Origin of the sequence: Thermococcus sp. 21S7, assembly GCF_012027615.1 — an archaeon.
Classification (GTDB): Archaea; Methanobacteriota_B; Thermococci; order Thermococcales; family Thermococcaceae; genus Thermococcus.
Genome location: NZ_SNUT01000008.1, coordinates 60,023 through 85,321, shown reverse-complemented (window position 1 = coordinate 85,321; position 25,299 = coordinate 60,023). Strand labels below are relative to the sequence as shown.

The 25,299-nt window shown below is 55.1% G+C and carries 25 protein-coding genes; 8 read left to right on the top strand and 17 right to left on the bottom strand.

All coding sequences use genetic code 11. From position 1 onward, the window contains the following. The first annotated feature begins 18 nt into the window (after positions 1-18). Positions 19-228: a hypothetical protein gene (locus E3E51_RS12150; protein WP_206204575.1), complete on the top strand. Its 210-nt coding sequence runs from the start codon at positions 19-21 to the stop codon at positions 226-228. A 23-nt stretch (positions 229-251) separates the two neighbouring features. Continuing rightward, a complete protein-coding gene (locus tag E3E51_RS12145) occupies positions 252-440 on the top strand; it encodes a PIN domain-containing protein (protein WP_167913289.1) in 189 nt (62 codons plus the stop codon). A gap of 80 nt (positions 441-520) precedes the next feature. Here the strand turns inward: E3E51_RS12145 and E3E51_RS12140 are convergent, their stop codons facing one another. After that, positions 521-949 (bottom strand): CoA-binding protein, encoded by a 429-nt coding sequence (locus tag E3E51_RS12140; RefSeq protein WP_167913362.1) that lies wholly within the window; start codon positions 947-949, stop codon positions 521-523. Between the two features lie 67 nt (positions 950-1,016). On the opposite strand from E3E51_RS12140, the gene E3E51_RS12135 reads away from it, so the two are divergent. After that, a complete protein-coding gene (locus E3E51_RS12135) occupies positions 1,017-1,454 on the top strand; it encodes a hypothetical protein (protein ID WP_167913361.1) in 438 nt (145 codons plus the stop codon). A gap of 138 nt (positions 1,455-1,592) precedes the next feature. On the opposite strand, the gene E3E51_RS12130 is transcribed toward E3E51_RS12135, so the two are convergent. The 7 genes from E3E51_RS12130 to E3E51_RS12100 form a co-directional block, all read right to left on the bottom strand. Next, on the bottom strand, positions 1,593-2,288 hold the full coding sequence (locus E3E51_RS12130) for a DUF3800 domain-containing protein (protein WP_167913360.1): 696 nt from the start codon (positions 2,286-2,288) through the stop codon (positions 1,593-1,595). Between the two features lie 77 nt (positions 2,289-2,365). Further along, on the bottom strand, positions 2,366-2,683 hold the full coding sequence (locus tag E3E51_RS12125) for a hypothetical protein (protein ID WP_167913359.1): 318 nt from the start codon (positions 2,681-2,683) through the stop codon (positions 2,366-2,368). After that, positions 2,680-3,990 carry a restriction endonuclease subunit S gene (locus E3E51_RS12120; protein ID WP_167913358.1) on the bottom strand — a complete coding sequence of 437 codons (1,311 nt, stop codon included), beginning with the start codon at positions 3,988-3,990 and terminating at the stop codon, positions 2,680-2,682. The genes E3E51_RS12125 and E3E51_RS12120 overlap by 4 nt, the downstream gene beginning before the upstream one ends. Next, complete coding sequence (locus tag E3E51_RS12115) at positions 3,987-5,483, bottom strand: type I restriction-modification system subunit M (protein ID WP_167913357.1); 1,497 nt, start codon at positions 5,481-5,483, stop codon at positions 3,987-3,989. Before E3E51_RS12115 ends, E3E51_RS12120 begins: the two co-directional genes overlap by 4 nt. 3 nt (positions 5,484-5,486) lie before the next feature. Beyond that, positions 5,487-8,012 carry a DEAD/DEAH box helicase family protein gene (locus E3E51_RS12110; RefSeq protein ID WP_167913356.1) on the bottom strand — a complete coding sequence of 842 codons (2,526 nt, stop codon included), beginning with the start codon at positions 8,010-8,012 and terminating at the stop codon, positions 5,487-5,489. A gap of 40 nt (positions 8,013-8,052) precedes the next feature. Continuing rightward, a complete protein-coding gene (locus E3E51_RS12105) occupies positions 8,053-8,442 on the bottom strand; it encodes an NfeD family protein (protein WP_206204574.1) in 390 nt (129 codons plus the stop codon). Between the two features lie 2 nt (positions 8,443-8,444). Beyond that, positions 8,445-9,095, bottom strand: coding sequence for a SprT family zinc-dependent metalloprotease (locus tag E3E51_RS12100; RefSeq protein ID WP_167913355.1), 651 nt, complete (start codon positions 9,093-9,095; stop codon positions 8,445-8,447). A gap of 39 nt (positions 9,096-9,134) precedes the next feature. On the opposite strand from E3E51_RS12100, the gene E3E51_RS12095 reads away from it, so the two are divergent. Beyond that, positions 9,135-9,935 (top strand): radical SAM protein, encoded by an 801-nt coding sequence (locus tag E3E51_RS12095; protein ID WP_167913354.1) that lies wholly within the window; start codon positions 9,135-9,137, stop codon positions 9,933-9,935. Between the two features lie 220 nt (positions 9,936-10,155). On the opposite strand, the gene E3E51_RS12090 is transcribed toward E3E51_RS12095, so the two are convergent. From E3E51_RS12090 to E3E51_RS12055, 8 genes are all read right to left on the bottom strand, one after another. After that, complete coding sequence (locus E3E51_RS12090) at positions 10,156-11,484, bottom strand: glycerate kinase (protein WP_167913353.1); 1,329 nt, start codon at positions 11,482-11,484, stop codon at positions 10,156-10,158. A gap of 23 nt (positions 11,485-11,507) precedes the next feature. After that, positions 11,508-12,524 (bottom strand): TrmB family transcriptional regulator, encoded by a 1,017-nt coding sequence (locus E3E51_RS12085; protein WP_167913352.1) that lies wholly within the window; start codon positions 12,522-12,524, stop codon positions 11,508-11,510. Between the two features lie 9 nt (positions 12,525-12,533). Next, on the bottom strand, positions 12,534-13,637 hold the full coding sequence (locus tag E3E51_RS12080; protein ID WP_167913351.1) for an ABC transporter ATP-binding protein: 1,104 nt from the start codon (positions 13,635-13,637) through the stop codon (positions 12,534-12,536). 9 nt (positions 13,638-13,646) lie between these two features. Further along, on the bottom strand, positions 13,647-14,480 hold the full coding sequence (locus E3E51_RS12075) for a carbohydrate ABC transporter permease (RefSeq protein WP_088180868.1): 834 nt from the start codon (positions 14,478-14,480) through the stop codon (positions 13,647-13,649). Beyond that, positions 14,477-15,328 carry a sugar ABC transporter permease gene (locus E3E51_RS12070; protein WP_167913350.1) on the bottom strand — a complete coding sequence of 284 codons (852 nt, stop codon included), beginning with the start codon at positions 15,326-15,328 and terminating at the stop codon, positions 14,477-14,479. The genes E3E51_RS12075 and E3E51_RS12070 overlap by 4 nt, the downstream gene beginning before the upstream one ends. 13 nt (positions 15,329-15,341) lie before the next feature. Further along, the gene (locus E3E51_RS12065; protein ID WP_167913349.1) at positions 15,342-16,631 is read right to left on the bottom strand and encodes an ABC transporter substrate-binding protein; all 1,290 of its coding nucleotides are present in this window, start codon (positions 16,629-16,631) and stop codon (positions 15,342-15,344) included. Between the two features lie 119 nt (positions 16,632-16,750). Continuing rightward, entirely contained in the window at positions 16,751-17,764 is a 1,014-nt protein-coding gene (locus E3E51_RS12060) for a Gfo/Idh/MocA family oxidoreductase (protein ID WP_167913348.1), read from the bottom strand. Next, positions 17,761-18,768, bottom strand: coding sequence for a Gfo/Idh/MocA family oxidoreductase (locus tag E3E51_RS12055; protein ID WP_167913347.1), 1,008 nt, complete (start codon positions 18,766-18,768; stop codon positions 17,761-17,763). The genes E3E51_RS12060 and E3E51_RS12055 overlap by 4 nt, the downstream gene beginning before the upstream one ends. 91 nt (positions 18,769-18,859) lie before the next feature. Here E3E51_RS12055 and E3E51_RS12050 point away from each other — a divergent pair, with 91 nt between their 5' ends. Further along, entirely contained in the window at positions 18,860-20,002 is a 1,143-nt protein-coding gene (locus E3E51_RS12050; protein WP_167913346.1) for a glycosyltransferase, read from the top strand. Here the strand turns inward: E3E51_RS12050 and E3E51_RS12045 are convergent. Further along, the gene (locus tag E3E51_RS12045; RefSeq protein ID WP_167913391.1) at positions 19,981-20,931 is read right to left on the bottom strand and encodes a carbohydrate kinase; all 951 of its coding nucleotides are present in this window, start codon (positions 20,929-20,931) and stop codon (positions 19,981-19,983) included. The genes E3E51_RS12050 and E3E51_RS12045 overlap by 22 nt on opposite strands. A gap of 88 nt (positions 20,932-21,019) precedes the next feature. Here E3E51_RS12045 and E3E51_RS12040 point away from each other — a divergent pair, with 88 nt between their 5' ends. Genes E3E51_RS12040 through E3E51_RS12030 form a run of 3 tightly spaced genes read left to right on the top strand, consistent with a single transcriptional unit; the run spans position 21,020 to position 25,283 of the window. Continuing rightward, on the top strand, positions 21,020-22,498 hold the full coding sequence (locus E3E51_RS12040) for a fucose isomerase (RefSeq protein WP_167913345.1): 1,479 nt from the start codon (positions 21,020-21,022) through the stop codon (positions 22,496-22,498). Between the two features lie 3 nt (positions 22,499-22,501). Then, on the top strand, positions 22,502-24,367 hold the full coding sequence (locus E3E51_RS12035) for an amylo-alpha-1,6-glucosidase (protein WP_167913344.1): 1,866 nt from the start codon (positions 22,502-22,504) through the stop codon (positions 24,365-24,367). After that, the gene (locus tag E3E51_RS12030; RefSeq protein WP_240924336.1) at positions 24,354-25,283 is read left to right on the top strand and encodes a glycoside hydrolase family 130 protein; all 930 of its coding nucleotides are present in this window, start codon (positions 24,354-24,356) and stop codon (positions 25,281-25,283) included. Before E3E51_RS12035 ends, E3E51_RS12030 begins: the two co-directional genes overlap by 14 nt. Positions 25,284-25,299: the final 16 nt, after the last annotated feature.

Here is a 25,299-nt window from a genome sequence, read left to right as displayed (position 1 = left end):
AGTTCTACCGGTGGTTGAATGGGAAGCATAGTTGTGAGAGTGCCCCCCACAGTGGATGAAAAACTTGCAAAGCTGATAGCCAAGGCCATAGTAGGCCGTTTGGAGAGCCTTGAGCGGGTAAACGAACTCCTCAAGAACTCAGAGTTGACGGAGGAAGAGGCAATAGAACTCGAAGGAAGGCAAAGGCCGGACTGGGCGAGTACCTTGAGAGAAAAATATTCGCCATAGAAGAGCTGTACAAGCATAAAGCTGTGATAACGAGGAAGGCGAAGATAAGTCATGAAGACTTTGAGTTCCTGATTTCTACACTGCGGGAGCACGTAATGTTTGTTGGAGAGGAGTTCTACGCCGAGTTCATCCCCGTTGCCCTGGAAATAACCCCCGACAAAGACGATGCCGATTTTATTGCGCTCTCGTTAAAGGTAAACGCCCCGCTCTGAAGCAACGATAAAAGGCTGAAAGAGGTAAATGAAGTTCAAGTTCTAACAACGAAAGAGATCCTTGAACTTCTCGGCATCGATTAGCCGATCAGCCTCGCGTGCTCCTGCTTTATGCAGCGGTGGGCAGCCACGGTTAGGCCAGCCTCCTTGGCCTTTTTGAACGCTTCCCGGTTGTACGTGTTGAACTGGAACCAGACGACCTTCGCGCCCTTCTTTATCGCCTGGTTTATGTACTCCATCGTGAACTCCGGGCGAACGAAGAGGTCAACAATCTCTACCTCGTCGGGAATATCGAGAACGCTCGGATAGCACTTCCTTCCGAGGACTTCGGAATAGTGGGGGTTGACTGGATAGACTTCGTAGCCGTGTTCGAGGAGGTAGCGCATGACGTTGTTCGCATCGCGCTCTGGCTTTGGGGAGGCTCCAACGAGGGCTATCTTACGGTACTTCGTCAGAATCTCTCTAACATCATCATCGGTCAGCCTATCAACGGGCATTATCCTGACCATGCTATCACCGGAGGAGTTTGGAAGCCAACCTTTAAAGCTCTAACCAAGAAGTTTTTTCGGTGAGAACATGGCGCTCTACGAGGAGAGGCTGACGAGCAGGGTTCTGCAGGTCGTTCTAATTGTTCCCATAATCTCAATGCTCGCAGGCCTCTATGCGACGTATCGGGTTGGAGAAGGCGTTGAGATAATGCTCGCGGCCACTGTGGGGGTTGCGGTTCTGCTCCTCGACGTCATGGCAATCAGAATCGAGATAGACGAGCGAGAGCTGAGGATAAGGGGCATCCTTGGGCTTATAGTCAGGAAGACGGTACCCATCGAGAACATGGCGAGCTTCCGGGTCGGAGAGGGCTGGACCTCCTGCTACGGGACGGTGCACTTCAACCTGCCTGCTAAAGGCTGCGTCACGATACACCAGAAGAAGGGCTGGACGGTTTCTTTCACGACCAACAACCCGGAGGAGGTCGCTAGAGTTCTGGCTACCCTCGGCGTTCCACGAGAACCCTAAATTAGAAGAAATGCAAAATGTTTAAAAAGAATGCAACAAATATATAATGGAGATGAGGGTAAGTCCCGGTGTCCGCCGCGTACCTTGAGGTACGCGCAAACGGCGGCCCGGGGTCCGATTCCTGCTTCTTGTTTGGTTTCAGTAGATTTGCTTGAATCTGAGAACTCTTCCTGAGCTCTCGAACTTTGCGAGAAGGTTTCCCTTTCCATTGAGCTTTCTGTAAAACGCGTTGACAACGAAGTCAGCGACCTGAATCAGAGGTTCTCCCTGGGAGTCCTTCTGATGCACGAGCACGTTAACTTCGTATGGGAAGGCGTCCCTTATCATCTTCCTGATGTACTCCTCCAAGTTCTTTTTCCGGAATTTTGTTGTGTGGTACCTGTCAAGGAATATCTCAACGGTTAGGGCCTTGTCGGAGGTGTAACCAATGCTTTGGAGGTAGCTTTTTAGCGACTCGATTATCAGAACCCTCGCAAGATAGTTGTAGTGAACTGCCTTCTGGAAACTGTTCTCCTTAATGTAGTCGTAAGTGTTCGCCTTGTTTACGTAGACCGCTGAGACATGAGCGCTTTGGCACTTATAAAGCTCATCGAGAACGAATTTCCTTATTTTGTCGTTGCTCTTTGAGGCCTTAAGTTCAGGTATGTCCTTTTTCTTCTTGCCGAGTTTCTCTCTGGCCTTCTTGGGAATCCTGCGGATTTTCTTAACGTCTTCCGCTTTAGCTACGATGGCACCCATAACGAAGTACCTGCTACTGCCTTTTGAAAAGCCCATGTCGCCCGCTTCGTCGAGGATGATGTAAATGTGAACCATGAGCCTTCCCTCGCAGTACAAACGCCGTTTTCTGCGGAATAAATATACCTTGCCGTTGTCGCTGTTAACCCTTTGTTAAAGTTTGGATTCATGATTTGTCATTCTGTTAGTGACCTAAGCTTTCCGTAGAGGACGAACAGGGTTATGCTGAAGTACAGCAACAGTTCAGGAAGGCTTAGAAAAGTGGGGCCGATGTAAATCAACCCCAAGAGCCAGCCTAATAGATATGACATGGACCAGAAGGGCATTTTGTCAATCAGGCCTATTGTCAGAAGTATCGAAAGAACGTTGAACAAAAAGGATACCCATGGAAGACCAAAACTGTAAGCGAAAGCCCTGACTACGAGGGAGAGAACAAAGCCGCTGACTATCTCAAAGATTGCCCTCTCAAAGCCGTATTCCATTCCCGGAATCACAGCTCACCCCTAAACGCCCTGTCAAGCACCGCGGGGAAGAGCTTCTTAAGCTCCTTCTCCCTTTCCTCGTAGAGCTGTACCAGCCTTTGGGCGTGCTCGTGTATCGAGTCGAGGTAAGCAACGATGCGTTTTTGTTCTTCGAGGGGCGGGAGGGGGATTTTTAAATTGAAAAGGTCCCTATCGGTTATGGCTGGATAGTTAGCGCCCCTCATCATTGGTTTTATTTTTTCAATTGCAAAATCCGAGACCAGATAATAAAACATCCATTGGGGAATTGTTTTTTCAGGATTTGCCCTTAGAACTGCAAATCCTGTTGAACAAACTTGATTATCAAGCCAGTCAGGAACTATGGCAACATTCTTAAGATATGGTCTCGTTGTTGCAAAGATGACATCACCAGCTTTGACAAGCTTTCTAGCTCTGCTCGGTGCCTCTTTTCCCTTTAATAACTTAGGTTTTGAGATTTGATACGTTGCATTATCAATGCTTGCAATGTCAATGTACCAGAATTCCAGATTAGGGGTCTTGGTCGGGTTTACACGTTCAGTATCAGTCGCAATGTCCTTAATTTTTACCCACTCCCATCCTCTCTCCTCGGCCTTTGAGAAAACCTCGTGCAGGGCGGAAGCCATCAGCCTTTCCGCTTCCTCCCTCGCTTCTCTTGCGAGGCGCTTTGCTTCCTCTATGCGTTTGTTAAGTTCGTCGAGCTTCGCAACGATGCGCTTTTGTTTGGAGAGGGAGGGGAGGGGAACAGGAGTTTTTATAAGTGTCCGTTGATTAATTTTTGCCATGCTCTGACTAGTCCCTTTTGCGTTTGATGCAAAATATTGGCGAGAATAGGGGCTCCTAAGCCAGTAAACTAAGAATTTTTTATCAACTACTTCTTCGTTAACTCGAATTCTCATCATTAAATCGGGAAATATGACATCTCTCTGGTTTCCCGTGTAAATTGATGAAAGACCCACAAGTTCTTTAGTGTTAGCTCGGCTGACTAAAATATCTCCCGATTGCAAAAAGAACTCTCTAATTTTATTCTCAAGTGGGGCAGGTTTAAGATGGGGGGTATCGTCTTCAATCTCTATTGTAGATAGAGCACTCAAAGAAAGAATCCATACACCCGTAGGATTCTCGGCAGGCTGAGGAGAATACCCATTCTGAACAGGCTCCTTTAGCAAATTCCCAAGCCTCACCCATCTCCACCCTTCGGGCAACTCCCACGGGCCCTTAAGCCCCTTCGGCTTTTCGGGCTTTTTCTTCTCCTTCGTGCCCTTCTCCGAAATGAACTCGGTAAGCGGTCTCTCCCTCATGGCTTCTCACCGAGGATGGATTTAATCTCGCCCAGCAGCTCCGCTATCTTCCTTTCCTTCTCCTCAAGGCTCGCGATAATCTCTTCGGGAGCGGGATACTCTACCGTTAGCTTCCTGTTCGGGTTCTTCGCGCTCAGGTCGTAGTCGTTCTCCTTGATATCCTCGATGCTCACGACCCACGAGTTCTCCGAGATGGCCTTCTTCTTCCACTCCTCGTCGCCGGTTTCGAGATATTTCTTCCAGGCCTCGAACTTTTCGAGAGCATCACTGAGGTCTTCGTCCTTAACCGGGTTCGCCCTCGTGTAGTTCTTCCCGTTCGGAGGAACGAGCTCGTAATACCAGATTTCCTTCGTCGGCTTTCCGCGCTCGAAGAAGAGCAGGCTCGCCTTCGGCCCGGTTCCGCCCTTGGGTGAGATGTTGGCGAAGACTCCCTGGGGAAGGCTCACTATCGCGAAAACGTTGTTCTTCTCGACGAGCTCTTTCCTTACCTTCACGTAGGACTTGGTAACGTTTGAGAGAACGCCATCTGGAAGAACTATGCCGACCCTCCCGCCGGGCTTCACCTTTCTCATAACGTACTGGAGAGCGGCTAACTCTGTTTTGCTCGTCTTTATTGGAAGGTTCTCTTGGTTGGCTTTTGTAACCTTGCCACCGAAGGGCGGGTTGGTGAGTATCACGTCGTAGAGCTTTCCGGGATTGCGTATGTCCTCGCTGAAGGTGTCGGTCTTGACGAGCTTCGCGTTGACCCCGTGGAGGAGGGTGTTCATGTTGGCTATGAGGTAAGCGGGTGGCTTGAGCTCCTGCCCGTAAAACGCCTCGTCGAGCTTCCTGAGGTCTTCGGCAGTCTTTGCCTGGGGATACATGTGCCTGTAGGCCTCCACGAGGAAGCCACCGGAACCGCAGAAGGGGTCGAAGACTGTCTCGCCTATTTTCGGGTCAACGACCTTCACCATGAACCTGACGATGGGCCTCGGCGTGTAGTACTCTCCAGCCGCCCCGCCCTCGCGACCCATCAGCATAAGCGTTTCCTCGTAGAGCTGGGACATTATGTGGCTGTCCTCCCCGTCTATGCTTATGTCCTCGATGTTCTGGAATATCTCAAGCAGGTTGTGCGGGTCGCGGATTTTGAGGGAGATGCTGGAGAATATCTCGCCTATCTTGTTCAGCTCGTCGCTTCCGCCGAGGGAGCTCAAATACGGCCACAGCTCGTTGGCCACAAAGTTGTAAAACTTCTGGGCGTCTTTTACCTTCTTGAGGTTGTCAACGCCGAAGCGCTTCGGCCAGTTGTGGAAGAGGTATTCCTCCTTTATCACCGGCCTGTATTTCTCCCCCCTGAGTTCGGCCTCAAGCTTTCTCTCCTCCTCTCTATCGCTCAGAACCTTGAGGAAGAGCATCCATGAGAGCTGTTCAACGTAATCAAGGAGCGAGAGGCCCTCCGCCCTCATAATTTCATAGATGTGCTCAATCCTGTTCGCCAAAGCCTGCCTGTCCATACGTCATCCCTCCATTAAATCAGCGTAGAGACCTTTCTCAATTTCCTCAAGAACCTTTTTAAGGCCCTTCGCGCCCTTGAAGAGCCTTATTACTCCCTTCAATCCGCCGTAGGCCTCCTTAAAGCCCGGAAGCTCAAACACCTTAGGGTCTTCAATCTCACTCAGGCCGTAGAGGCGGTAGTGGTCTATGAGGTCTATTATCACGCTCCTCCCCTGCTCACCAAACTCCCGGAGGAACTCCTTTTTAACCTCGTAGAACAGGCGCGCCCTCTCGTCCCTCGAAACTATCGGCGCGTTGAAGAGCAAATGGGCAAGTAAGTCAAACTCGTCTGCCTCTGGAACCTTCTCGGCGAGGGAGAGCACCTTGAGGTCTATGCCGGCTTTCCTCAGGTCCTCCTTGAACTTTAGCCTCGCATCCCTGTTGAGCCATATCCTCCTCAGGTCGTTCAGGCTGGCCACCCTCTTCATGACCTGCTCCCTGGTGTACCGCACGTACTCGGCTTCGAGGAGCTTGTTGCCGTGCACCTCGATTTTAACCCGATTCTCTTCCTCTATGAACACCTTGAGTCCCTTAACTGTTATCGGCGCTTTGTTAGCGGGCTTCTGCTTTCTGAGGGTCAGCGTTGCCTGGTTGTTTGGGGCGGGGAACGTTGAGACGTACGTTTTCTTCGGCCTGTATCCGCTCGCTCTAACATCAACGAGAACCGCTTCCCTCGGCACGTTTCTCAGGAACACCCTGCCGTCATCCCCGGCAACCACGTGAATAGGCTTGCCCGGTTTGATGTGTACAACCACATCAGCCCCTTTGACGGGCTCAAGTGTCTCGTCGTCAACTATAACCATGTTGAGGTACCAATCGGTTGGCCCCTCCTTGGGTTCGAACCTTGGAACGTCCCACTCGTCAAAGAGCCTTGTGGCGCCTGTGAAGTCTATAACCCTGAAGGTGAACTTACGACCCTTCTCGTAGAGCCTCGACGCCCTGCCGATTATCTGGTGAAACTCAACCTTCGAGCCTATGTGCTTGAGGAAGATGATGTTCTTTATCGGTGGAACGTCTATCCCCGTGCTGAGAACGTCAACCGTTGTCGCTACGACCGGAAAAATTTCCTCCGAGCTGGCGAAGCTGTTTCTCAGAACCCTATGAGCCTCCGGGTCGTCCGAGACTATTGGGTAGGCATAGTTGTCAACGTTGAACTTAGGGTTAAAGTGGTTGTTGAGGAGTGCCGCAACCTCTCTCGCGTGCCTCTGGGTCGGGCAGAAAATTACAGTTTTAGCAAAGGGGTCGGTTTTCTCAAGGAAGTCCGCTATCCACCTGACGATTGCCCGCGTCCTGTCGGGGAGGATTATCGTCTTCTCAAATTCCTGAGCCGTATAATAGTCCTTGAGCTCGGGTTCGCCCTCCCCGGGAACTTCAATTATCGCTCCTGAGTTCCTGATTTCTTTGAACGTTATCCTACCTTCTTTGTCCACGTTGGTATAAACCCTGATAATCTCCTCGGGAGGCGCGAGATAGCCGTCCTCAATTCCTTGAGCAAGCTTGTATTCATAAACGGGCTCTCCGAAGTAGCGGTAAACGTCAACGTTGTCGCTTCTCTTCGGCGTCGCCGTTAATCCTAGGTGGATGGCATTCCCAAAGTGCCTTAGGATGTCGTGCCAGCGGTTCCAGCCGGAGCGGTGGCACTCGTCAATTATAACAAGGTCAAAATAATCGGGGTCGAACAGTTCGTAAATCCTCTTACCGTTCTTCTTGCTGTACAGCGTCTGGTATGTGGCAAAGTAAACATCCTTGGCGAAGTTTATGTTGTCTCCCTTAAGCTCCCAGCGCGCGTTTCCGAAGGCCTCAAAGGCGTTGTAGGCCTGTCCGCGAAGGTAAACCCTGTCCACGACGAAGAGAATCTTCTTCACGAGTCCGCTTCTGTACAGCTTCCACGCTATCTGAAAGGCCACGAACGTCTTACCACTTCCCGTTGCCATCGTGAGCAGGAGCCGCTTTCTTCCGCGCAGAATTTCCTCGATTGCGCGCCTAACCGCGACTTCTTGGTAGTATCTGGGCTTTTTATCCCTGACGTAGAATGGCACTGCGAGGGGGTTAGTCGCTTCACCCTCGACCTGGGGGATGTTCCTGTACTGCTGGTATCTTTCCCATAGCTCTTCGGGCGAGGGAAATCTATCAATTTTGGCGGTCTGTTTTGTTATGAAATCATATTCAATAATTTTCAGACCGTTGGTAGAATACGCAAAGGGCACATCGAGACGCTTCGCATAATCCTTAGCCTGCTCAAGGCCTTTATACGGGTCTTCACTCGCCTTTTTTGCTTCAACAACGGCAAGAGCGTGTCCGTTTATATCGGGGTAGAAAAGCACGTAATCGGCTCTCTTTGCGGAAGTTCGGCTTCCATCGCTGTTCAGAATCCTTCCGACTGATATAACATACTCCCTTCGGATTTTGCCCTCATCCCATCCGCTCTCGTGGAGCTTTGGGTCTATCAGCTTGCTCCTCGTGTCTGCCTCGCTGTACTCGATAGTCATTCTCACGCCCCACATGTTGTAACCTGGAGGGGTTAAATTCTTAACGCTCCACGATAAGTTTAGTCCCCTCAACCCCCACGATCCTGACCTTCTCTCCCCTCCCCGCAGTCCCGTGAAGGCATTTCGCGCGCCAGAGTTCCCCGTCGAGTTTAACGACCCCCTCAGGGGAAAGGTCTTCCACAACGAGGGCGGTTCTCCCTATCAGTCCCTCCGGACCTGCACGGGGCCTTTTGTCCGCCCCGCCGCCGAGAATGAAGGGCGCTATGACGAGATCCTTGGCCAAAAGGAGGGACATCACAAGCAATCCCGCCCAGAGGGGAATCTCCACGCCTATCCCCGGGAGTATCAGAAAAATGAAAATGCCAACGATGATTTCATCGGCCATCAGCGCGAGGAGCTTGAGCAGATTCCTGGCTTTTATATGCCCCATCCCTAGACTTCACCCCTGGCCAACCACTTCCAGTGTGGGTTCAGCTCGACTATCGTCCACCACTTCTTAAGCTCCCTTCTGGCGGTTTTGTAGTCGGGATAAAATCTCCCAACGAACTCCCAGAAGGCCTTCGAATGGTTCATGTGCTTCAGATGGGCGAGCTCATGGATCACAACGTACTCCCTGAGCTCCCGGGGGAGGACTATGAGGCGAACGTTGAAGTTCAGGTTTCCCCTGGGGGAGCAGCTTCCCCAGCGGCTCTTCTGATGCCTGATGTAGACCTTTCCAGGCTCCACCCCCATCCTGCGAGCGTAGGAATCCACGAGGGGCAGAAGCTCCTTTCTGAGGATTTTCTTCAGGCAGTCAACAACATCGTTGGGGTTGGGGGAGAGGACGACGGTCTTGAACCGCTCGTGAACCTTGGGCTTTCTCCCGTGGATAACCCGATAGAACTCGCCGTTGATGGGAAAGCCCGACTCGGCTATCTCCCGGAGACCCTCAATCTCGGCCAGCTTGCCCTCAAGCCAGCCCCGGTGCCTCTCGATCAGGTTATCAACGTCGAAGCCATCGGGGGCGGTGACCAGAACCGTTCCGTCAGGCCTCACCTCAAGCCGTGCATACTTGACCGGCCGACGGCGAACCCTCAACCTCATGCCGCTCACCTTTTAAGGAGAATTGGATGAAAAGTCCTTATGAAGGTTCGGGTTGTAGAGAGGCGCGCCAAGGGCATCTACACCAAATCGAAGATTCCGGGCGTGGAGTGGGCGGTCAACCAGTACGTCGGCTGTGCCTTCGCATGCGAGTACTGCTACGCCAAGTTTTTGGCGAGGTGGAAGGACTACGGGAGATGGGGAAGCTGGGTCGAGGTCAAGACCAACGCGCCCGACCTGGCGAGAAAGCACGTTTCCGGGAGCGTGGTCATGTCAACGGTGAGCGACCCGTACCAACCGATAGAGGCCGAGTTAAAGCTTACGAGAAGGGTTTTGAGGTACATGGACAAGAGGAACGAACTTTCGGTGCTCACCAAGTCCCCTCTGGTAACCCGTGACATCGACCTTTTCAAGGAGTTCCGAACGATAGAGGTCGGCCTCACGATAAACGGCTTTAGGGGGAGAGAAAAGGGGCTGTTTGAACCGCTGACGCCGGTCCACGAGGCGAGGGTCAACGCCCTTAAGGAACTCCACGAGGCGGGCTTGAAAACGTACGCCTTCGTCAGCCCGATAATTCCAGAGATAACGGACGTTTCCGCCATAGTAGAGGACACGAGGGGCTTCACGGACTACTACTTCTTCGAAGTGCTCAACCTCCGTGCGTCGGGAAGAGAATTCCGGGAACTCCTCCGCGATGAGTACCCGGAAAGCTACGAGGTTCTGAGGGATGATGAGGCATTTGAAGAGTTCCTGTGGGAGCTGAAGAAGGAGATAAGGGCCCTACATGTGAAGGCGGAGGGAATAGAGACGCACTTCAGAGGGTGGGGTTTCGTGAGAATTTGAATGCACATAGTTGAGAGGTCATCCCATCGTGGGATTCTCTCTTTTTTAGACAGCACCGCTCGACCGTGGGCATCATTGTATCATCTTGCCCGTATTTTGGGTTTTGACTACGACGTGTCCCCCAACGAGAACGATACGCTCGCATTTCGTCCTTGCGTGAGGACAAAACTCACCGCAGGCGAGCCAGAGGAGAGCGGTCGCGAAGGGGACGCCGACATCCTCAAGGGGCGTCGCTACCGTCTCTAACAACCGCTATGACCATCGAGTTCACGTTCGTCCCGGTTGGGCCGGTTTTCAGGAGCGCGCCAACCTTTTCCAGCGCGTGATAGGCGTCGTGCCTTCTGAGGACTTCCTCGACGTCTATTCCCGATTCCCTGAGAAGCCCAAGCGTTTTCCCGTCCACTACCCCACCCGCTGCATCAGTCGGCCCGTCCGTTCCATCGGTATCGACCGCCAAAACCACGGCGTTAAGTCCATCTATCTTTCTGGCAATACTCAGGGCAAACTCCTGGTTCGGCCCGCCGAGGCCTGCTTTTCCCTCGATGGTTACCGTCCACTCGCCGCCGGCTATTAGAACCGCCGGCTTTGGAACCGGTCGGTCGTATTTGGCTATTTCCTGGACTATCGAGCCTACCGCCAGGGCTATCTCGCCGGCCTCGCCTTCGAGGGTCGTGGTGAGAAGCAATGCGTTGTAGCCGAGCTCTTTCGCCTTCGCCAGGGCGGATTCGCAGGCGAGGGTGTTGCTCCCAACTATGAAGTTGCGGACGTTCGAGAGGTCTTCCTTGAGGGTTTCCTCGGCCTTTCCCTCCAGTCCCAGCTCGATGTGCCTCTTAACGCTCTCCGGCAGCTTCTCCCAGACGCCGTAGAGCCTCAGGATTCTGAAGGCGTCTCCGAAGGTGGTAGGGTCCCTCACGGTCGGGCCCGATGCTATGGCTTCGAGCGGGTCTCCGACGACGTCCGAGAGGATCAGGCTTATCACCCTTCCCCTCACACGCTTCGCCAGCTTGCCGCCCTTGACGGCCGAGATGTGCTTTCTTACGGTGTTTATCTCGTATATCTTTGCCCCGCTCTTCAGAAGGAGTTCGTTCGTTTGGATTTTGTCCTCAAGGGTTATCCCCCTCTCAGGGAGGAGGAAGAGCGCACTTCCGCCGCCGGAGATAAGGACGAGGAGGATGTCGTTCTCCCCAACCTTCTCGGCCAGTTCGAGGCCGAGCTTTCCGCCCAGGAGGGAATTCTCGTCCGGAACGGGATGTCCCGCCTCGATGACCTTCAGCTTTCTTAACTTGGGGCAGTTCTCGGCGTAGCCGTACTTGGTGATTATTACTCCCTCCTCAATCCGCTCCCCAAGGAGGTCAACGACGGCCCTTGCCATGGAGCAGGCGGCCTTGCCGAAGGCCAGGAGGTAAACCCTTCCTGACAGGGGGAATTCCTCCCCTGAAACCACCAGATGGCCTCCCTCAAATCCAAGGCTTCTTCTCACGGCAGTGTAGGGATCAGCGCTGTTGATGGCCGCGTTCATAATCTCCAGCGCGACGGTTTTGGCGTCCATTCACCCACCTCCTGGAAAAGAGTTCACTCAAAGAGGATTATCCTCTCGGCCTCTATGTCCTCAAGGGAAGCGTTCCAGCCGCCCACGACGTGCCTCTCACCCTCTTCCGTCTCCACAGTTATATTCGATATAACCTTGCCCTTGTCCTCGTAAAACTCCACGACCTTTCCCACGAGGTGAACGGGCTCCCCCGAGCGAACGAAGCGGCCGAAGACTTCCACCTTCGCATCCCGGATTCCGAACCGGCGCAGGTCGGAAACAAGCTCCCTTATGTGTATGTACTCCCTCGGAAGCTTGAGCGCCCTTTCTTCCCTGTAAGCGACCCTGCCGGTCGGCCAGAGGGCGTGGTAGAAGTAGCGGTCAAGCATGAAGAGGAGGTTGTTGTCCTGGATTATAAGGCCGTAGCCGTGAAGGGAGCTGCCGCCGGTTAGGGCCTCGTAGGGGAGGTATATCCCCATGTCCCTGTCCTGGATTATAATTATCGGGTCGGGCACGTCCCTGGTACGTATCTCGTTGGCCACCCGCGGAACATCGCCATTCCCGTAAAGGAAAAGATTTATGCGGACGTTGTTCTCTTTCTTTGCCATCAAGTCCCTCTCCAGCCTCTTAAGAAAATCCTCGGGAACGGCAATGCTTATGTGGAACCGGGCGTTCTTTATTGCTCTCCTGACGTAGTCCTCCAGCGTTATGCGGCTTTTAACCACGATTACGCTGCCTATCTCGCCGTGAGGAGTGTAAATTTCCTCAAGGGCGGATTTGAGAGCCTCTATTCTCTCGTCGTACCGCCGCTTAATGGCATCCATGACGCTCTCGGGATTGAGGGGAATGACCTGCTTGGGTCTGCCCTGGCTTGTAGTAACGAATCCCTTGGCCATGAGCGTCCTTATCACGTCGTATATCCTGGGCTGGGGAACCTTTGAGAGCGTCGCGAGTTCACCCGCCGTCAGAGGCCCGTTCCTGACGAGGGTGAGGTACGCCCTAACCTCGTACTCGTTAAGGCCGAACTCGCGGAGGAGGGACTTTATCTCCTTCTCGTCCATAGGCAGGCCTCAGATTATCGCTTTCTCCGTGTCTCGGTCAAAGATATGGATGTTGTCAAGGTCTATCTCTATTTTAATTTTTTCTCCGACGGGGAGGGGTATATGCCCGGGCAGCTTTATCTTGATTATGTTCTCCCCAACCTTGGCGTGAACTATCGTATCCGTCCCCAGGGCCTCGATGAAATCCACTGTTCCCTCTATCTCCGCCGTTCTGGTTACGTGTTCGAGGGTCGAGACGCCCTTCACCGTCATGTGCTCCGGCCTTATACCGAGGAGAACGTCTTTCCCAATGTGGTCAAGAAGCAGCTCCCTGAAGTCCCCGGGCAGGGGGACGATAAAGCCATCGCCTTCGAGCGCCAGCCCTTCCCTCTCCGTGACCGCTGCGCTGAGGATGTTCATCTCAGGAGCGCCTATGAAAGTCGCCACGAAGAGGGAGTTGGGCTTGAGGTAAACCTCTGTGGGGGGACCCACCTGAAGGAGCCGGCCCTTGTTCATGACCGCTATCCTGTCGCCCATCGTCATTGCCTCCACTTGATCGTGGGTGACGTAGATGGTTGTGACGTTAAGCTTCGTCTGGAGCTTCTTTATCTCGGCGCGCATCGCCACCCTGAGCTTTGCGTCGAGGTTGCTCAGCGGCTCGTCCATGAGCAGAACGTCCGGCTCAACCACTATCGCCCTGGCGACGGCCACACGCTGCCTCTGGCCACCGCTGAGCTGTCCGGGATAGCGGTCGAGGAGGCTCTCTATCTGGAGCAGTTCGGCCGCCCATTTTACCCTCCTCCTTATCTCGTCCTCCGGATACTTCTTCACCCTGAGCGGAAAGGCTATGTTGTCAAAGACCTTCATGTGCGGCCAGACGGCGTAGCTCTGAAAGACCATCGAGATGTTCCTGTCCTTGGGGGGCAGGTATGTAACATCCCTGTCGCCGAAGTATATCTTGCCTTCGCTGGGCGTCTCAAGGCCGGAAATCATCCTCAGCGTCGTTGTCTTTCCGCAGCCGCTCGGCCCGAGGAGCACGAGGAACTCTCCATCCTTTATCGTCAGGTTCAGATCCTTAACGGCCTCAAAGTCCCCAAACCTCTTAGTTATTCCCTCAAGCTTGACCTCAACCATGGTAACACCTCACTTGAGCGTTATACCCCACATCGTGACCAGATACCTCCTGGCGAAGAGGATGAACAGCATCGCCGGAAGGGTCATTATGAACGCCGCCGCGAACTTGTAGTAGTCCGGTGCGGCACCTCCGCTGGAGCCGGCCATTATCGAGAGTATCTGCGCCGGCAGGGTTCTGTTGTTCAGGGTGAGAATCGAGGCGACGAAGACCTCGTTCCAGCTCATGACGAAGGTGAACATAGCGGCAGCGGCCAGCCCCGGAAGGGCCAGGGGGAGGGTTATCTTCCTGAAGGAACCGAACCGGGTAAGGCCGAACACCATGGCGGCCTCTTCGTACTCCTTGGATACCCCCGCGAAGATGCTCGACGTTATGAGGACGACGAAGGGGAGCGCCATCGCCGTGTGGGCCAGAGCCACTCCGAGGAGCGTATCAGCCAGGTGGAGGTCTATGTAGAGAACCAGGAGCGGTATGGCCATGACCGGAATCGGGAACATCCTGAGGGCAACGATGGAGAGCTTTATGTGGTCCTTGCCCGGGAACATGTACTTGGCTATCGAGTACCCGGCCGGAACGCCGAGGATGAAGCTTATGATGATGGTGAGCACCGCCACTATGACGCTGTTCTTTATTCCGTCCCACGCACCGAGGGTGAAGAGTATCGTGTGGACGTACTCGCTCGTGAAGCTCGTCGGGATTATCTTGGTCGGGTCGTAGTAGTCGGCCTTGCTGGTGAAGGCGTAGAGGAAGGAGATGATGATTGGAATCACTATCCAGACCGCGGCCGTGAAAACGGCGGTGTAGAACCCCACCTTTTTGAGGGCGTACTTGGTCTCGTCGTTCATTCTCCCACCTCCAGATACTCAGCGCGGAGGAACTTAATGTACAGCGCACCGAGCAGTATGGAAAGACCGGCTATCACGAGGGCGTATACCGATGCAACGCCGGCGTCTTTTATCTCCGTGAGCTGGTAGTAGCCCTCACCGGCGAGAACCGGGATGTCCCTGCCTGCCAGTATCCAGACGATACCGAAGATCTGCATCGCGAAGAGAGTCCTTATTATGAGGGCGCTCTGGATGCTGGGCTTCAGGAGCGGCAGAACGATGCGCCTGAGCCTCGTCCAGTAGCTCGCCCCGAAGACCTCGGCAGCCTCGATGTACTCCTTGCTTATCATCTGAAGGCCGGCCAGGATTATCACAAAAACTATCGCCGTGGAGCGCCACAGCTCGGCTATAACTATCGCGAAGAACTCCCTCATGCGGTATTCGTAGCCGAATACGTATATGGGCTGGCCTATCAGCCCCAAGTTCATGAGAAGCTTGTTTATGAAACCGTAGGGGGAGAGCATGGAGTACCATATCAAACCGGCCGCCACGTCGCTTATGGTGAGGGGAATTATTAGGGCGTAGAGGGCGGCGTCCTTGCCCTTGAAAACGCGGTTCATGAGGAGAGCGAGAACAACCGCGAGGGCAACCTGGGTCGGGACTATAATACCCGCCAGAAGGATTGTGTATTTAAACGCGCTCCAAAAGTAGTAATCGCTAACGGTTCTACGCCAGACTTCCAGGGAGAACGCCCCGTTCTGGGTGAAGGCCAGGTAGAGGGCCTGAACGAGAGGATAGCCAACGAAAAACAGCAGATACACGAAAGCCGGCAAAATTAAAAGATAGGGAACAAGAGAGCGCCGTTCCATGGGACCTCCTCCTTCACGGTACCGGCACTCCAACGTCCTCGAAGAGCTTTACGAGGTCGGGCTTGATCTCCTTGGTGACGGTCGCTGGGTCCTCGTTGTTGAGGACTATCCTCTCAAAGGCCTGCTTGTAGTACTCCTTGAACTGTCCTCCCTTGTCTCCAAGGTTCGGTATCATGGCGACGAGGGCATCTTCGGTGCTGGCCTGCGCCTGAACGCCTTCCGCGAGTATCTTGAGGGGGCCATCCGGCAGCTTTCCGCTTGCCTCCTCAACCGTCGGGAAGAATCCAGTCTTTTCGAGAACCTTGACCTGGGTGTCCGGCTTGGTCAGGTAGTCTATGAGCTTCCAGGCCTCGTCCTTGTGCGGTGCTCCCTTCGGTATGGCAAGGCCGGCGAGAACGACGATGAATCCCCTGCCCTTCGGTCCCCTCGGAACCGGGACAACGACGAACTGGTCCGGCTTGGTCTCGATGGCGTTCTTAATCCTCGCAGTGTGGTCCCATGCTATGAGAACCTCTCCCTTCAGAAGCGGGTCTGACATGGCGTCCCAGGTGGTGCTCGATGGGTGCACGTAGGGCCAGAGTTTCTTGAGGTAGTCCCACATCTGGACGGCATCCTGGCTATCGAACTCCTTCGCCTGGTAGCCGGTGTAGCTGGGGTATATGTAGCCGTGGAGGAACCTGACGAAGAGTCCTTTAGGCCCTGCCGGGAAGCCGAGCTCGGGCTGGCCCTTGGCTTCTTTGAGGTTCTTGGCCCACTGGAGGAGGGCGTCGTAGGTCCACTTGTCGGTGCCCTTCATAACGTCCTCTTCGGTAAGCCCTTCCGGCAGGTACTGGAAGGCCTCCTTGTTAACGACCATAACGTAGGTGGCGCTCATCCAGGGAACGTAGGCCTTCTGGCCGCGAATGTTGGAATACTTCTCGAAGGTGCTGATGAACGTCCTGCCCTCAAGCTTGGGCATCGAGCTGAGGTCTTCAAGCCAGCCCTTAGAGGCCATGTAGTCCATACCACCGTGGAGGTCACCTATGACATCGATGGTGACCTTTCCCGCCTGCATCTCGCCCTCAAGCCTCGTAACCATGTCCGTGTAGGAAATCGGGACGAAGTTAACCTCGATATTCGTGTCTGAAGTAAACCCCTTCAGAAGGTCCTCCTGGACGAAGGCCCTCTCCTCGGGCGGGTTCAGCTGGGTTGACAGAAACGTCACTGTTACCTTCGTCTCTCCTCCGGGGGAGATACAGCCACTGGACACTACGGCGAACAAGACAACCGCCGCCAATAGAACACCAAACAATCTCCTAATCATGGGCATCACCCTATCCCTCAAGTAAGGTACTTCAACGAACTTATGTGAACAACATATATAAGATTTGTGTTTAGAACCACTAAAAGTGGTTGTATTTACAAAAAAGTAAAAGTTTGGAATTAAAGCCGAGGCTTCACGGTTTTGCCTTTTCTGGATGATTCATAGGCCGCCAAAATTATCGCAAGGTTCTTCTTCGCATCCTCGCCGGTTATGGGGACGTCCTCATCCTTCAGAACGGCCCTGGTGAATGAACTCACTATCCCCCTTACGTCCGGCCTGTCCCAGTATATCTTCTCGGCCCTGTCCTGGTAGACGGTGAAGTCCGGATAGGCCGTTCTCACGTCGAGGAATCCATCCCTTCCGACGAGGTAGTACTTTATCTCGATGCCGTAGGAGTAGCCCCTCGGATTGCCCCAGCCGGCAGTGAGAACGGCCAGAACGCCGTTCCTGAACTCAAGGACTGCGGTGCCTATATCATCCACCGGGAAGCCGTATATCTTGGCGCCTATGTCCGCGTAGACCTTCTTGGGGAGGTCCCCAGTGAGCCAGAGGAGGGAGTCAACGCCGTGGGGCGCCGTGTCCATGAAGCCCCCGCCCCCGGACTTGTTCACGTCCAAAAACCAGCCCATGTCAAGACCCTGAAGGAATATCGGGGGCTTAACGTTCTCCGAAATCGTCTGGATGTACTCGATGGGGCCTATCTCGCCAGTGTCAATCATCTCCTTCGCCTTCATGAGGGGCTCCGTGAACCTGGGGTTGAACGGGAGCATGAGCTTTACGCCGGCCTTTTTGGCGGCCCTTATAACCTCGTCCGCATCCCTGAGGTTCAGGGCTATGGGTTTCTCAAGGAGTATGTGCTTGCCCTCCTCGGCGGCCCTGACGGCTATCTCCCTGTGCCTGTACGTCTCGATGGCTATGTAAACCGCCTCGACATTCTCATCCCTCAGGAGTGCCTCGTAGTTTCTGTAGAACTTCGCCCCGTACTTCTTCGCCTCGGCGCGTGCAACGTCAGGGTTGGAGCCATCGCCGGATATGGCCACGAGCTTCGTCCCCCTGCCCCCCGCGATGGTGGAGGCAAAGCGGAGGGCGTGGGGATGGGCGTAGCTTATTATTCCGAAGTTGAGCTTCTTCATACCTCAACCACCTCCCCCTTGCGGGCGCTCTCCTTTGCCCTCTCGGCAATCTTCAGTGCTATCAGGGCATCCTCGGCGGTAACCACCGGCTCTTCCTTCCCCTTGATGCACCTGAAGAAGTGCCTCAGCTCCCTCTCGAAGGCGTCGGGGAAGGTTGAGAGGAGCGGGGAGAAGCGCGGCATCTCGAAGTTGGCCTTTGCAACGCCAACCACGGGAGTGTCCAGCGGGGTGTAGCGTATCCTGCCGTTCTTCCCTATGATGTCAACGTGGTGGTAGAAGACGCCGTAGCGCGAGGGATACGGGTAGGCCCAGCTGACCTCCGCTATGCCCGTCTTTCCTCCCTCGAACTTTATCATCATCATGAAGTGGTCGAACGTTCCGTTGGCCCTCGCCTCCTCCTTGATGGACTTCCCGACGGCGTAGACGCTCACCGGTTCGCTCTCGAAGAACCAGCGCAGAAAGTCCGTGACGTGGACTCCGAGGTCAACGGCGACGCCGCCGCTCCTGTTCTCGTCCCAGTACCAGTAGTCCTTCGGGAAGGGGAGGTTCTGGACTTCGGCCTTTCTGATGTGCATCGGCAGGATGTTGCGCTTCTTAATGACCTCCTTCATCTGCATCCATCTCTTGTCAAACCGCCTCACGTGACCAACGAAGAGGTGCAGGTCTTCCTTCTCGGCGGTTTTTATCATACTCTCGCCCTCTTCAACGGTGAGGGCTATCGGCTTCTCGACTATCACGTGCTTTCCAGCCTTGAGGGCCTCAACGGCAAGTTCTGCGTGGGTGTAGGTTGGCGTGAGCACCTCAACGACGTCAACATCGGTATCCAAAAACTCGTCGAGACTCGTGAACGCCTTCGCCCGAAACTCCTTCGCACCCTCGCGGGCCCGTTCTGGGTCTACGTCCATGCATGCAACGACCCTGATGCCCTCGATTCCCCTGAGGGCCTTCTTGTGGGCAAGATTGAATATGTTTCCGCAGCCTATCACTCCGACCTTCAGCTCCATGGGGATCCCCCAAGGGAGTAGGGGCAAAAAGTATATAATCCTTTTCAAAATAAACCACTTTAAATGGTTGTAAATTTATGGGGTGGAAGAGATGAGGGTCATCGTTGGAATTCCCAGTTACAACAACGCGGAAACAATCCCCTTTGTCGTTAAGCAGGCCGCCGAGGGGCTGATGAAGTACTTCGGAGGGGGAATCGTCGTCAACGCCGACGGAGGAAGCACCGACGGGACGAGGGAGGCGGTTCTGGGGACGAAGGTTCCAGACGGTGTCGAGGTTCACAGCTTCGTCTACGGCTGGCCGATTCCCGGGAAGGGCAGCGCCATGAAGGAGCTCATGGAGTTCGCCCTCGGAAGAGACGCCGACGCGCTCGTCTTCGTGGACAGCGATCTGAGGAGCATAACCCCGGAGTGGATATACCGCTTCGCCAAGCCCATCGAGGAGGGCTATGACTTCGTGGCACCGCTCTACATAAGGCACAAGTGGGATGGAACCATAACCAACAACATAGCCTACCCAATGACTGCCTCGCTCTACGGAAAGAACGTCAGACAGCCGATAGGCGGGGACTTCGGAGTGAGCAGAAAGCTCATGGAGGTCTACCTCGAAGACGAGGAAGTCTGGAAGACCCACGTCGCGCGCTTTGGCGTGGACATATTCCTGACGACGACGGCCATAGCGAGGGGCTTCAAAATCACCCAGACGGCCCTGGGAATGAAGATACACGACCCCAAGGATCCAGCCGCTTCCCTCGGCCCCATGTTCAACCAGGTCGTCGGAACGCTGTTCATGCTGATGGAGAAGTACGAGAACGTCTGGAAGGACGTGAGAACGATAGAGCCCGTTCCGGTCTTCGGGGAGCTTGAGAAAGGCGAACCCGAGCCCGTAAAGGTGACCCTGGAGCTTCTCGAAATAAGGGCGAAGGAGCTCTTTGCCCAGCACGAGCCGGTGCTGAAGAGGGCACTGGGCAAAGAGACGCTCAAGGGAGTGGTGGATGCACTCAAGACCTTCGAGTTCGACGACAGGCTCTGGAGCCACGTCCTCTACGACGGAGCCGTGGCATACAAAAACGGAATTCTAACCGAGGCGGAACCCCTCGTGCCGCTGTACTTCGCAAAGACGGCGGATTTCATCAAGAGAACGATGGACATGAGCACCCTTGAGGCCGAGAAACTGATAGAGGAGAGGGCAAGGGTATTCCTTGAGGAGAAGGACTACCTCCTTGAGCGCTGGTAGAGCTCCCAGAACTCCCTCATCAGGACCACTTCTTCCATTTTTGGAACGCTCCAGGCTCCTCTACGGGTCGTTGAAAGCGCCGCTACAAGGTTTGCAAAGCGGCCGATTTTTCTGAGATGCTCCTCACCCATAGAATCCTCACCGAGCAGGTTCGAGTAGTGGAGACCAGCCAGGAGGGCAGCCGTAAAGGCATCCCCGGCACCGGTGGTGTCAACCGGCTCCACCCTGTAAGGGGGGATGTGAACCCGGGCGCCCCCACTCATCATATAACTACCCTCCTCACCCAGAGTCACCGCGAGCAGTTTGAAGTCGAAATCTTCTGGATTTATCCCGTTGTTTTTGAGGTACGCCAGCTCCCCATCGCCGAGCTTAACTATATCCGCCAGCAGGAGGGCCCTCTCAATATCCCGGAGCATCTCTCCCTCCCTTCCGCGCCAGAGGTCGGGCCTTATGTTAACGTCGTAGCTCAGAGGAACCTTCCCTTTAAGCTCCTCCAAAACTCCGAGGAGCGTCGAGCGGGATGGCTCCCTGGCGAAGAGCACGGTACCGAAGTGAACAACCTCTGCGCCTTCTAGGAGGGCCGTTTCCACGTCCTCCGGCTTCAGGTTGAAGTAGGCAACGCCGTCGTAGAGGATGAACTCCGGCCTGGCACCGATGAGCTGAACGAAGACGACGCCGGTGTGCTTTTCGGCGTCCCGAGATATATGAGTCCTCACTCCCTCATCACGAAGCCTTTCGAGCAGAAAATCCCCAAAGGGATCGTCGCCGACCTTGCTTACCAGCGCACTCTCAACGCCGAGCCTTGAAAGACCAACCGCAACGTTTGCAGGAGCACCGCCAGGATGCTTCTCGAAGGACTTCACGTCCCTGAGCTTTCCCTCCTGGAGGGCTATGAAATCTATGAGGACCTCCCCTACAGAGACCATCATCGTCATCACCACGGGCAACAACTTTTGGTTGTTTCCTCTAACAACCGTTATATACGTTTCCCGCGATTGGAATACCAGGGTGTTGCCAATGATAGCGGTGGTAACGTTCACTGACCCCCGGCCCACGGCGCTTTCTAGAGAGCGCGAGAGGGCTTTGATGGAAAAGCACTCCCACCTCATCGAGGAGCTGAAGAGGGCCGGCTTTGAAGTTCTCGACGTGAACGAGAGGCTTGGAAAATACGAAGCTCTCAAAGCAGGGAAGAACTTCGGGGTAGATTCGATGGAGGAGAGCTTCAGGGCTGGGGAAATCATAGCTGGGGGCTCCGCCTCGGGAATAATAGCCGGCCTCTGGCACTGGACGGAGAGCAACCTAGTCACTGCGCTCGTCAGGGGAACCGAGAGGCCGATACTCCTCTACGCCGACGATGACCCCGCGTGGGCCGGAACCACGTGCATCACGTCTGTCGGGGCCTCACTCTGGGAGAGTGCTGTGAACGAGTACGCACTGAACCACGTCCGCCTCAAAGGGGACGTTAAAAAGGTAAAGGCCTGGGTCAGAGCCGCTGAGGCTGTCTCAAAGCTCTCCAAGAAGTCCCTCCTCCTCTGGGGCGCGCCCTACACCCTCGGGATGGAGCACCTAATGGACGACCTGCCGAGGCTTAAGAGAATCGTCGGCGACTTCATAATGCTCGACCAGTATGTTCTGGTGAGGAAGGCGGAGAAGCTCCTCTCGGACGAGAAGCTGAGGATTCGTGTGGAGGAGTTCTACGACTGGCTGACAGAGAAAACGGAAGTCAAGTTTGACGACATCATGCTGACACCAGAGGCACTGAGGAGGCAGATAGCGCTCTATCTCGCCGCAAAGGAGAGCTGGAGCGAACAGGGAGGCGTTTCGGCCGTCTCGATAAAGTGCCAGCCAGAGCTGAGCGAGGTCTACGGCGTTACGGCCTGCCTGATTCCTGCGCTGTTCCCGTTCAACCTAGACGCCGAAGGCGAGAAGGAGGTAATCCCGGCCACCTGCGAGGGCGACGTCAAGGGCACGATAAGCTCGGCGCTCCTCTTCTATCTGAGCGGGAACCCCCCGCTCTTCGGGGACATAAAGTACGTGGACGACGAGGTCGTCATGATAGCCAACTGCGGCGCGGCTTCGCTCTACTACGCCAGGCTGAGCGAGAACCCGGAGGAGAACCTCAGAGCCACCACAGTTCAGGGACAGTGCCAGGGAGCGAGCGGCGGGGCGCTCACTTACAGAACCCCACCGGCGAAGTTCACCGTGGCGAGGCTCATACGGCGCGGGGGAGAGTACTACCTCCTCTACTTCCTCGCGGAGGGGGTCGAGATAACGGAGGGGCTGGAATCAAAGCTCAAATGGGGCCGGCAGTGGCCGCACACGGCCATAAAGAACCCGCTCGACAAGGATGGCTTTATCTCCGCCATGGGAGCCAACCACCTCTCACTTGTTCCCGGCGACTACACCGAGGAGCTCCGCTTTACCGCGAGACTCTGGAGGGTAAAGGCAATCAACCTTGAAGACCCAAGGGAAGTAAAGTCCTTCCTTGAGGGATAGCCCATGAGAACCATCCTAGCCGGCAACGGTGCCTTCGTGCTGGGCGATGAGAGAGGGGACATGCCCGCCCATTACGACGGTTTTTATTTTCTCGACACCAGGTTCGTCCGGAGGGCAAGGCTTGAGGTCTCTCCAGACCCGGAGTTCCTTGGAACATCCTCAACCTTCACCAGGGCAGTTTCGCACTTTTCCCTCGACGGACGGGCAATTCTGGTGAGGCTGAGAACGCTGGATGGGGTTTACGAGGAAAGATTCGCCTTCTACAACACGTCCGGCGAACCGCTCAAGGTCCGGGTCAGGTACTCCTACGAAGCGCCCCTTGAAGACATATTCCAGGTCAGGGGATTCATGGGGCTGAAAAGCGGGGAGGCGATAGCCCCGGCCGGGGGGAGGTATGTAAAGGAGGGCCCCGAGGGAAGGAGGGTTCTCTTCCTTGAGACCAACATGGAAAGGGAGGGAAGCGTCCTAAGGGCGGAGCTCGCGATACCTCCCCTTGGAAAGGCAGTCCTCTACGTCCGCTTCATTCCAAAAATCGAGGGCAGGGTCTCGGAGATACTCGCGGAGAAAAGGAAAACGATAAAAAACGTTGCCTTCACCGGCTCATCCAGCATCGACGGGATATTTGAAAGGGCCGTGGAGAACATCAACGCCCTGACGCTCTTCACGCGCTTCGGCCCGGTTCCCCTCGCCGGAATCCCGTACTTTGCCTGTCCCTTCGGAAGGGACGCGATAATAACCTCACTCTTTCTCCTGCCGTACTACCCGGAGTACACAGCGGGCACGCTGAGGCTCTTTGGGCGGCTCCAGGGGAAGAGAACCAACCCGAAGAACGAGGAGGAGCCGGGAAAGATACCCCACGAGTTCCGCCTCGGGGAGCTTGCGCAGTCGGGGAGGGTTCCCTTCGCGCCGTACTACGGCACGGTCGATGCCACCCCACTCTACGTGGCGCTGGCGGGCGAGTACCTGCGCTGGACCAAGGACAGAGGGCTGATTGAGGAACTGAAGCCTAACCTGACGGCTGCCGTCGAGTGGATACTCGGAAAGCTCGATGATGGCGGCTACATAACCTACGTTCCAGGGATACTCGGCAACAAGGGGTGGAAGGATTCAAGGGACGCGATAGTTGATGAAGAGGGAAAACTTCCAAAGCCGCCGATAGCGCTCGTCGAGGTGCAGGGCTACGCTTACTGGGCGCTTAAGCTTGCGGGAGAGCTTGACCTGACAGACCTCGATGAAAAGACCCTCCTCACGAAGGCAGAGCGGCTCAGGAAAAGGTTCAACCGCGACTTCTGGATCGGCTCCTACTACGCCCTCGCGCTGGACGGGGAGGGGAGGCCACTTAGGGTTGTCTCCTCGAACATGGGGCACCTGCTCCTGACGGGGATAGCCGAGCACGGGGAGGAGCTTGCGGAGAGGCTTTTCCAGCCGGACATGCTCTCCCGGTACGGGATAAGAACCCTGAGTGCCAGAGAGAAAGCCTACAACCCGTTCAGCTACCACCGCGGAAGCGTATGGCCGCACGACAACGCGCTGATAGCACTCGGCTTGGCGAGGGCTGGAAGAACGGACATGGCAAAGACGCTTATGGACGCCACCTTCGACGCCGCAAAGCTTCTGCCAGCGAGGGAGCTTCCGGAGCTGTACAGCGGCCTGAACGAGCTCGTTCCCGTTCCGAGGGCCAACTCCCCGCAGGCATGGAGTGCGGCGAGCGTTTTCGCCTTCATCACCGCCGCGCTGGGAATGGAGGCAGGGGATGAGCTCACCATCCGGCCGGTGGAGGGTGTGAATCTCCTCGTGCGCGAAGTGAGGTTCGGGGGCAGGAGGTATTCGATAAGGGCCAATGGAGGAGTCAGCGTTGAACCCCTATGAGTTCAGGTTTGAAAAACTACCAAACCCCGTGCTCTCCCCTTCCGACGGAGGATTCGACTCAAAGAACGTCTACAATCCCGCGGTGGTCAAAAGGAGAGGAAAAACAGTCATGCTCTACCGGGCGGAGGCAAAGGAAGAGGAGATAACCGGAAGAATCGGGCTGGCGCTGAGCGAAGATGGAATTCGCTTCATCAAACACCCAGAACCTGTTATGGAGCCGGAATACGGGTGGGAGAGCCTCGGCGTTGAAGACCCCCGTATCGTGAGAATCGGAAAGACCTACTACATGACCTACACCGGCTACGATGGAAGGACGGCGCGGCTCTGCATCGCCACCTCGAAGAATCTGCTGAACTGGAGGAAGCACGGGGTGGTTTTTGAGGAGTTTCCGTTCCTCAAGAACGGAAAGCCCAACTGGACCAAGAGCGGGGCCATCCTGCCCGAAAAAATGAAGTCCGGGCCGTTCGGGGGGCACTACATCATGTACTTCGGAGATTCCAATATCTGGCTGGCATATTCAAGGGACCTCCTCCACTGGGAGTACGAAAAGGAACCCGTCCTGAGGCCGAGGGGACATCTCGCTGAGCCCGGGCCCGCACCCATCCTCACGGAGGAGGGAATACTCCTGATACACAGCGAAGCCTTCTACGAGGACGGAAAGCTCGTTTACTACACACACGCGGCCCTCTTTGGCAGGGAAGACCCGAGAAAGCTCATCTGGAGAACAGAGGAGCCTATCCTCAGGCCGACCTTCGACTGGGAGAGGTACGGCTGGGTTGACAACGTGGTTTTCGCCGAGGCAATGGTGGAGCACGGGGGCAGATACTACCTCTACTACGGCGGGGCGGATAGACACGTTGGCTTAGCGGTGGGAACCATTAAGCTGGGAAGTTCCCAAAAGTCCAGCAATGTTTAAGTACAATCATAACATG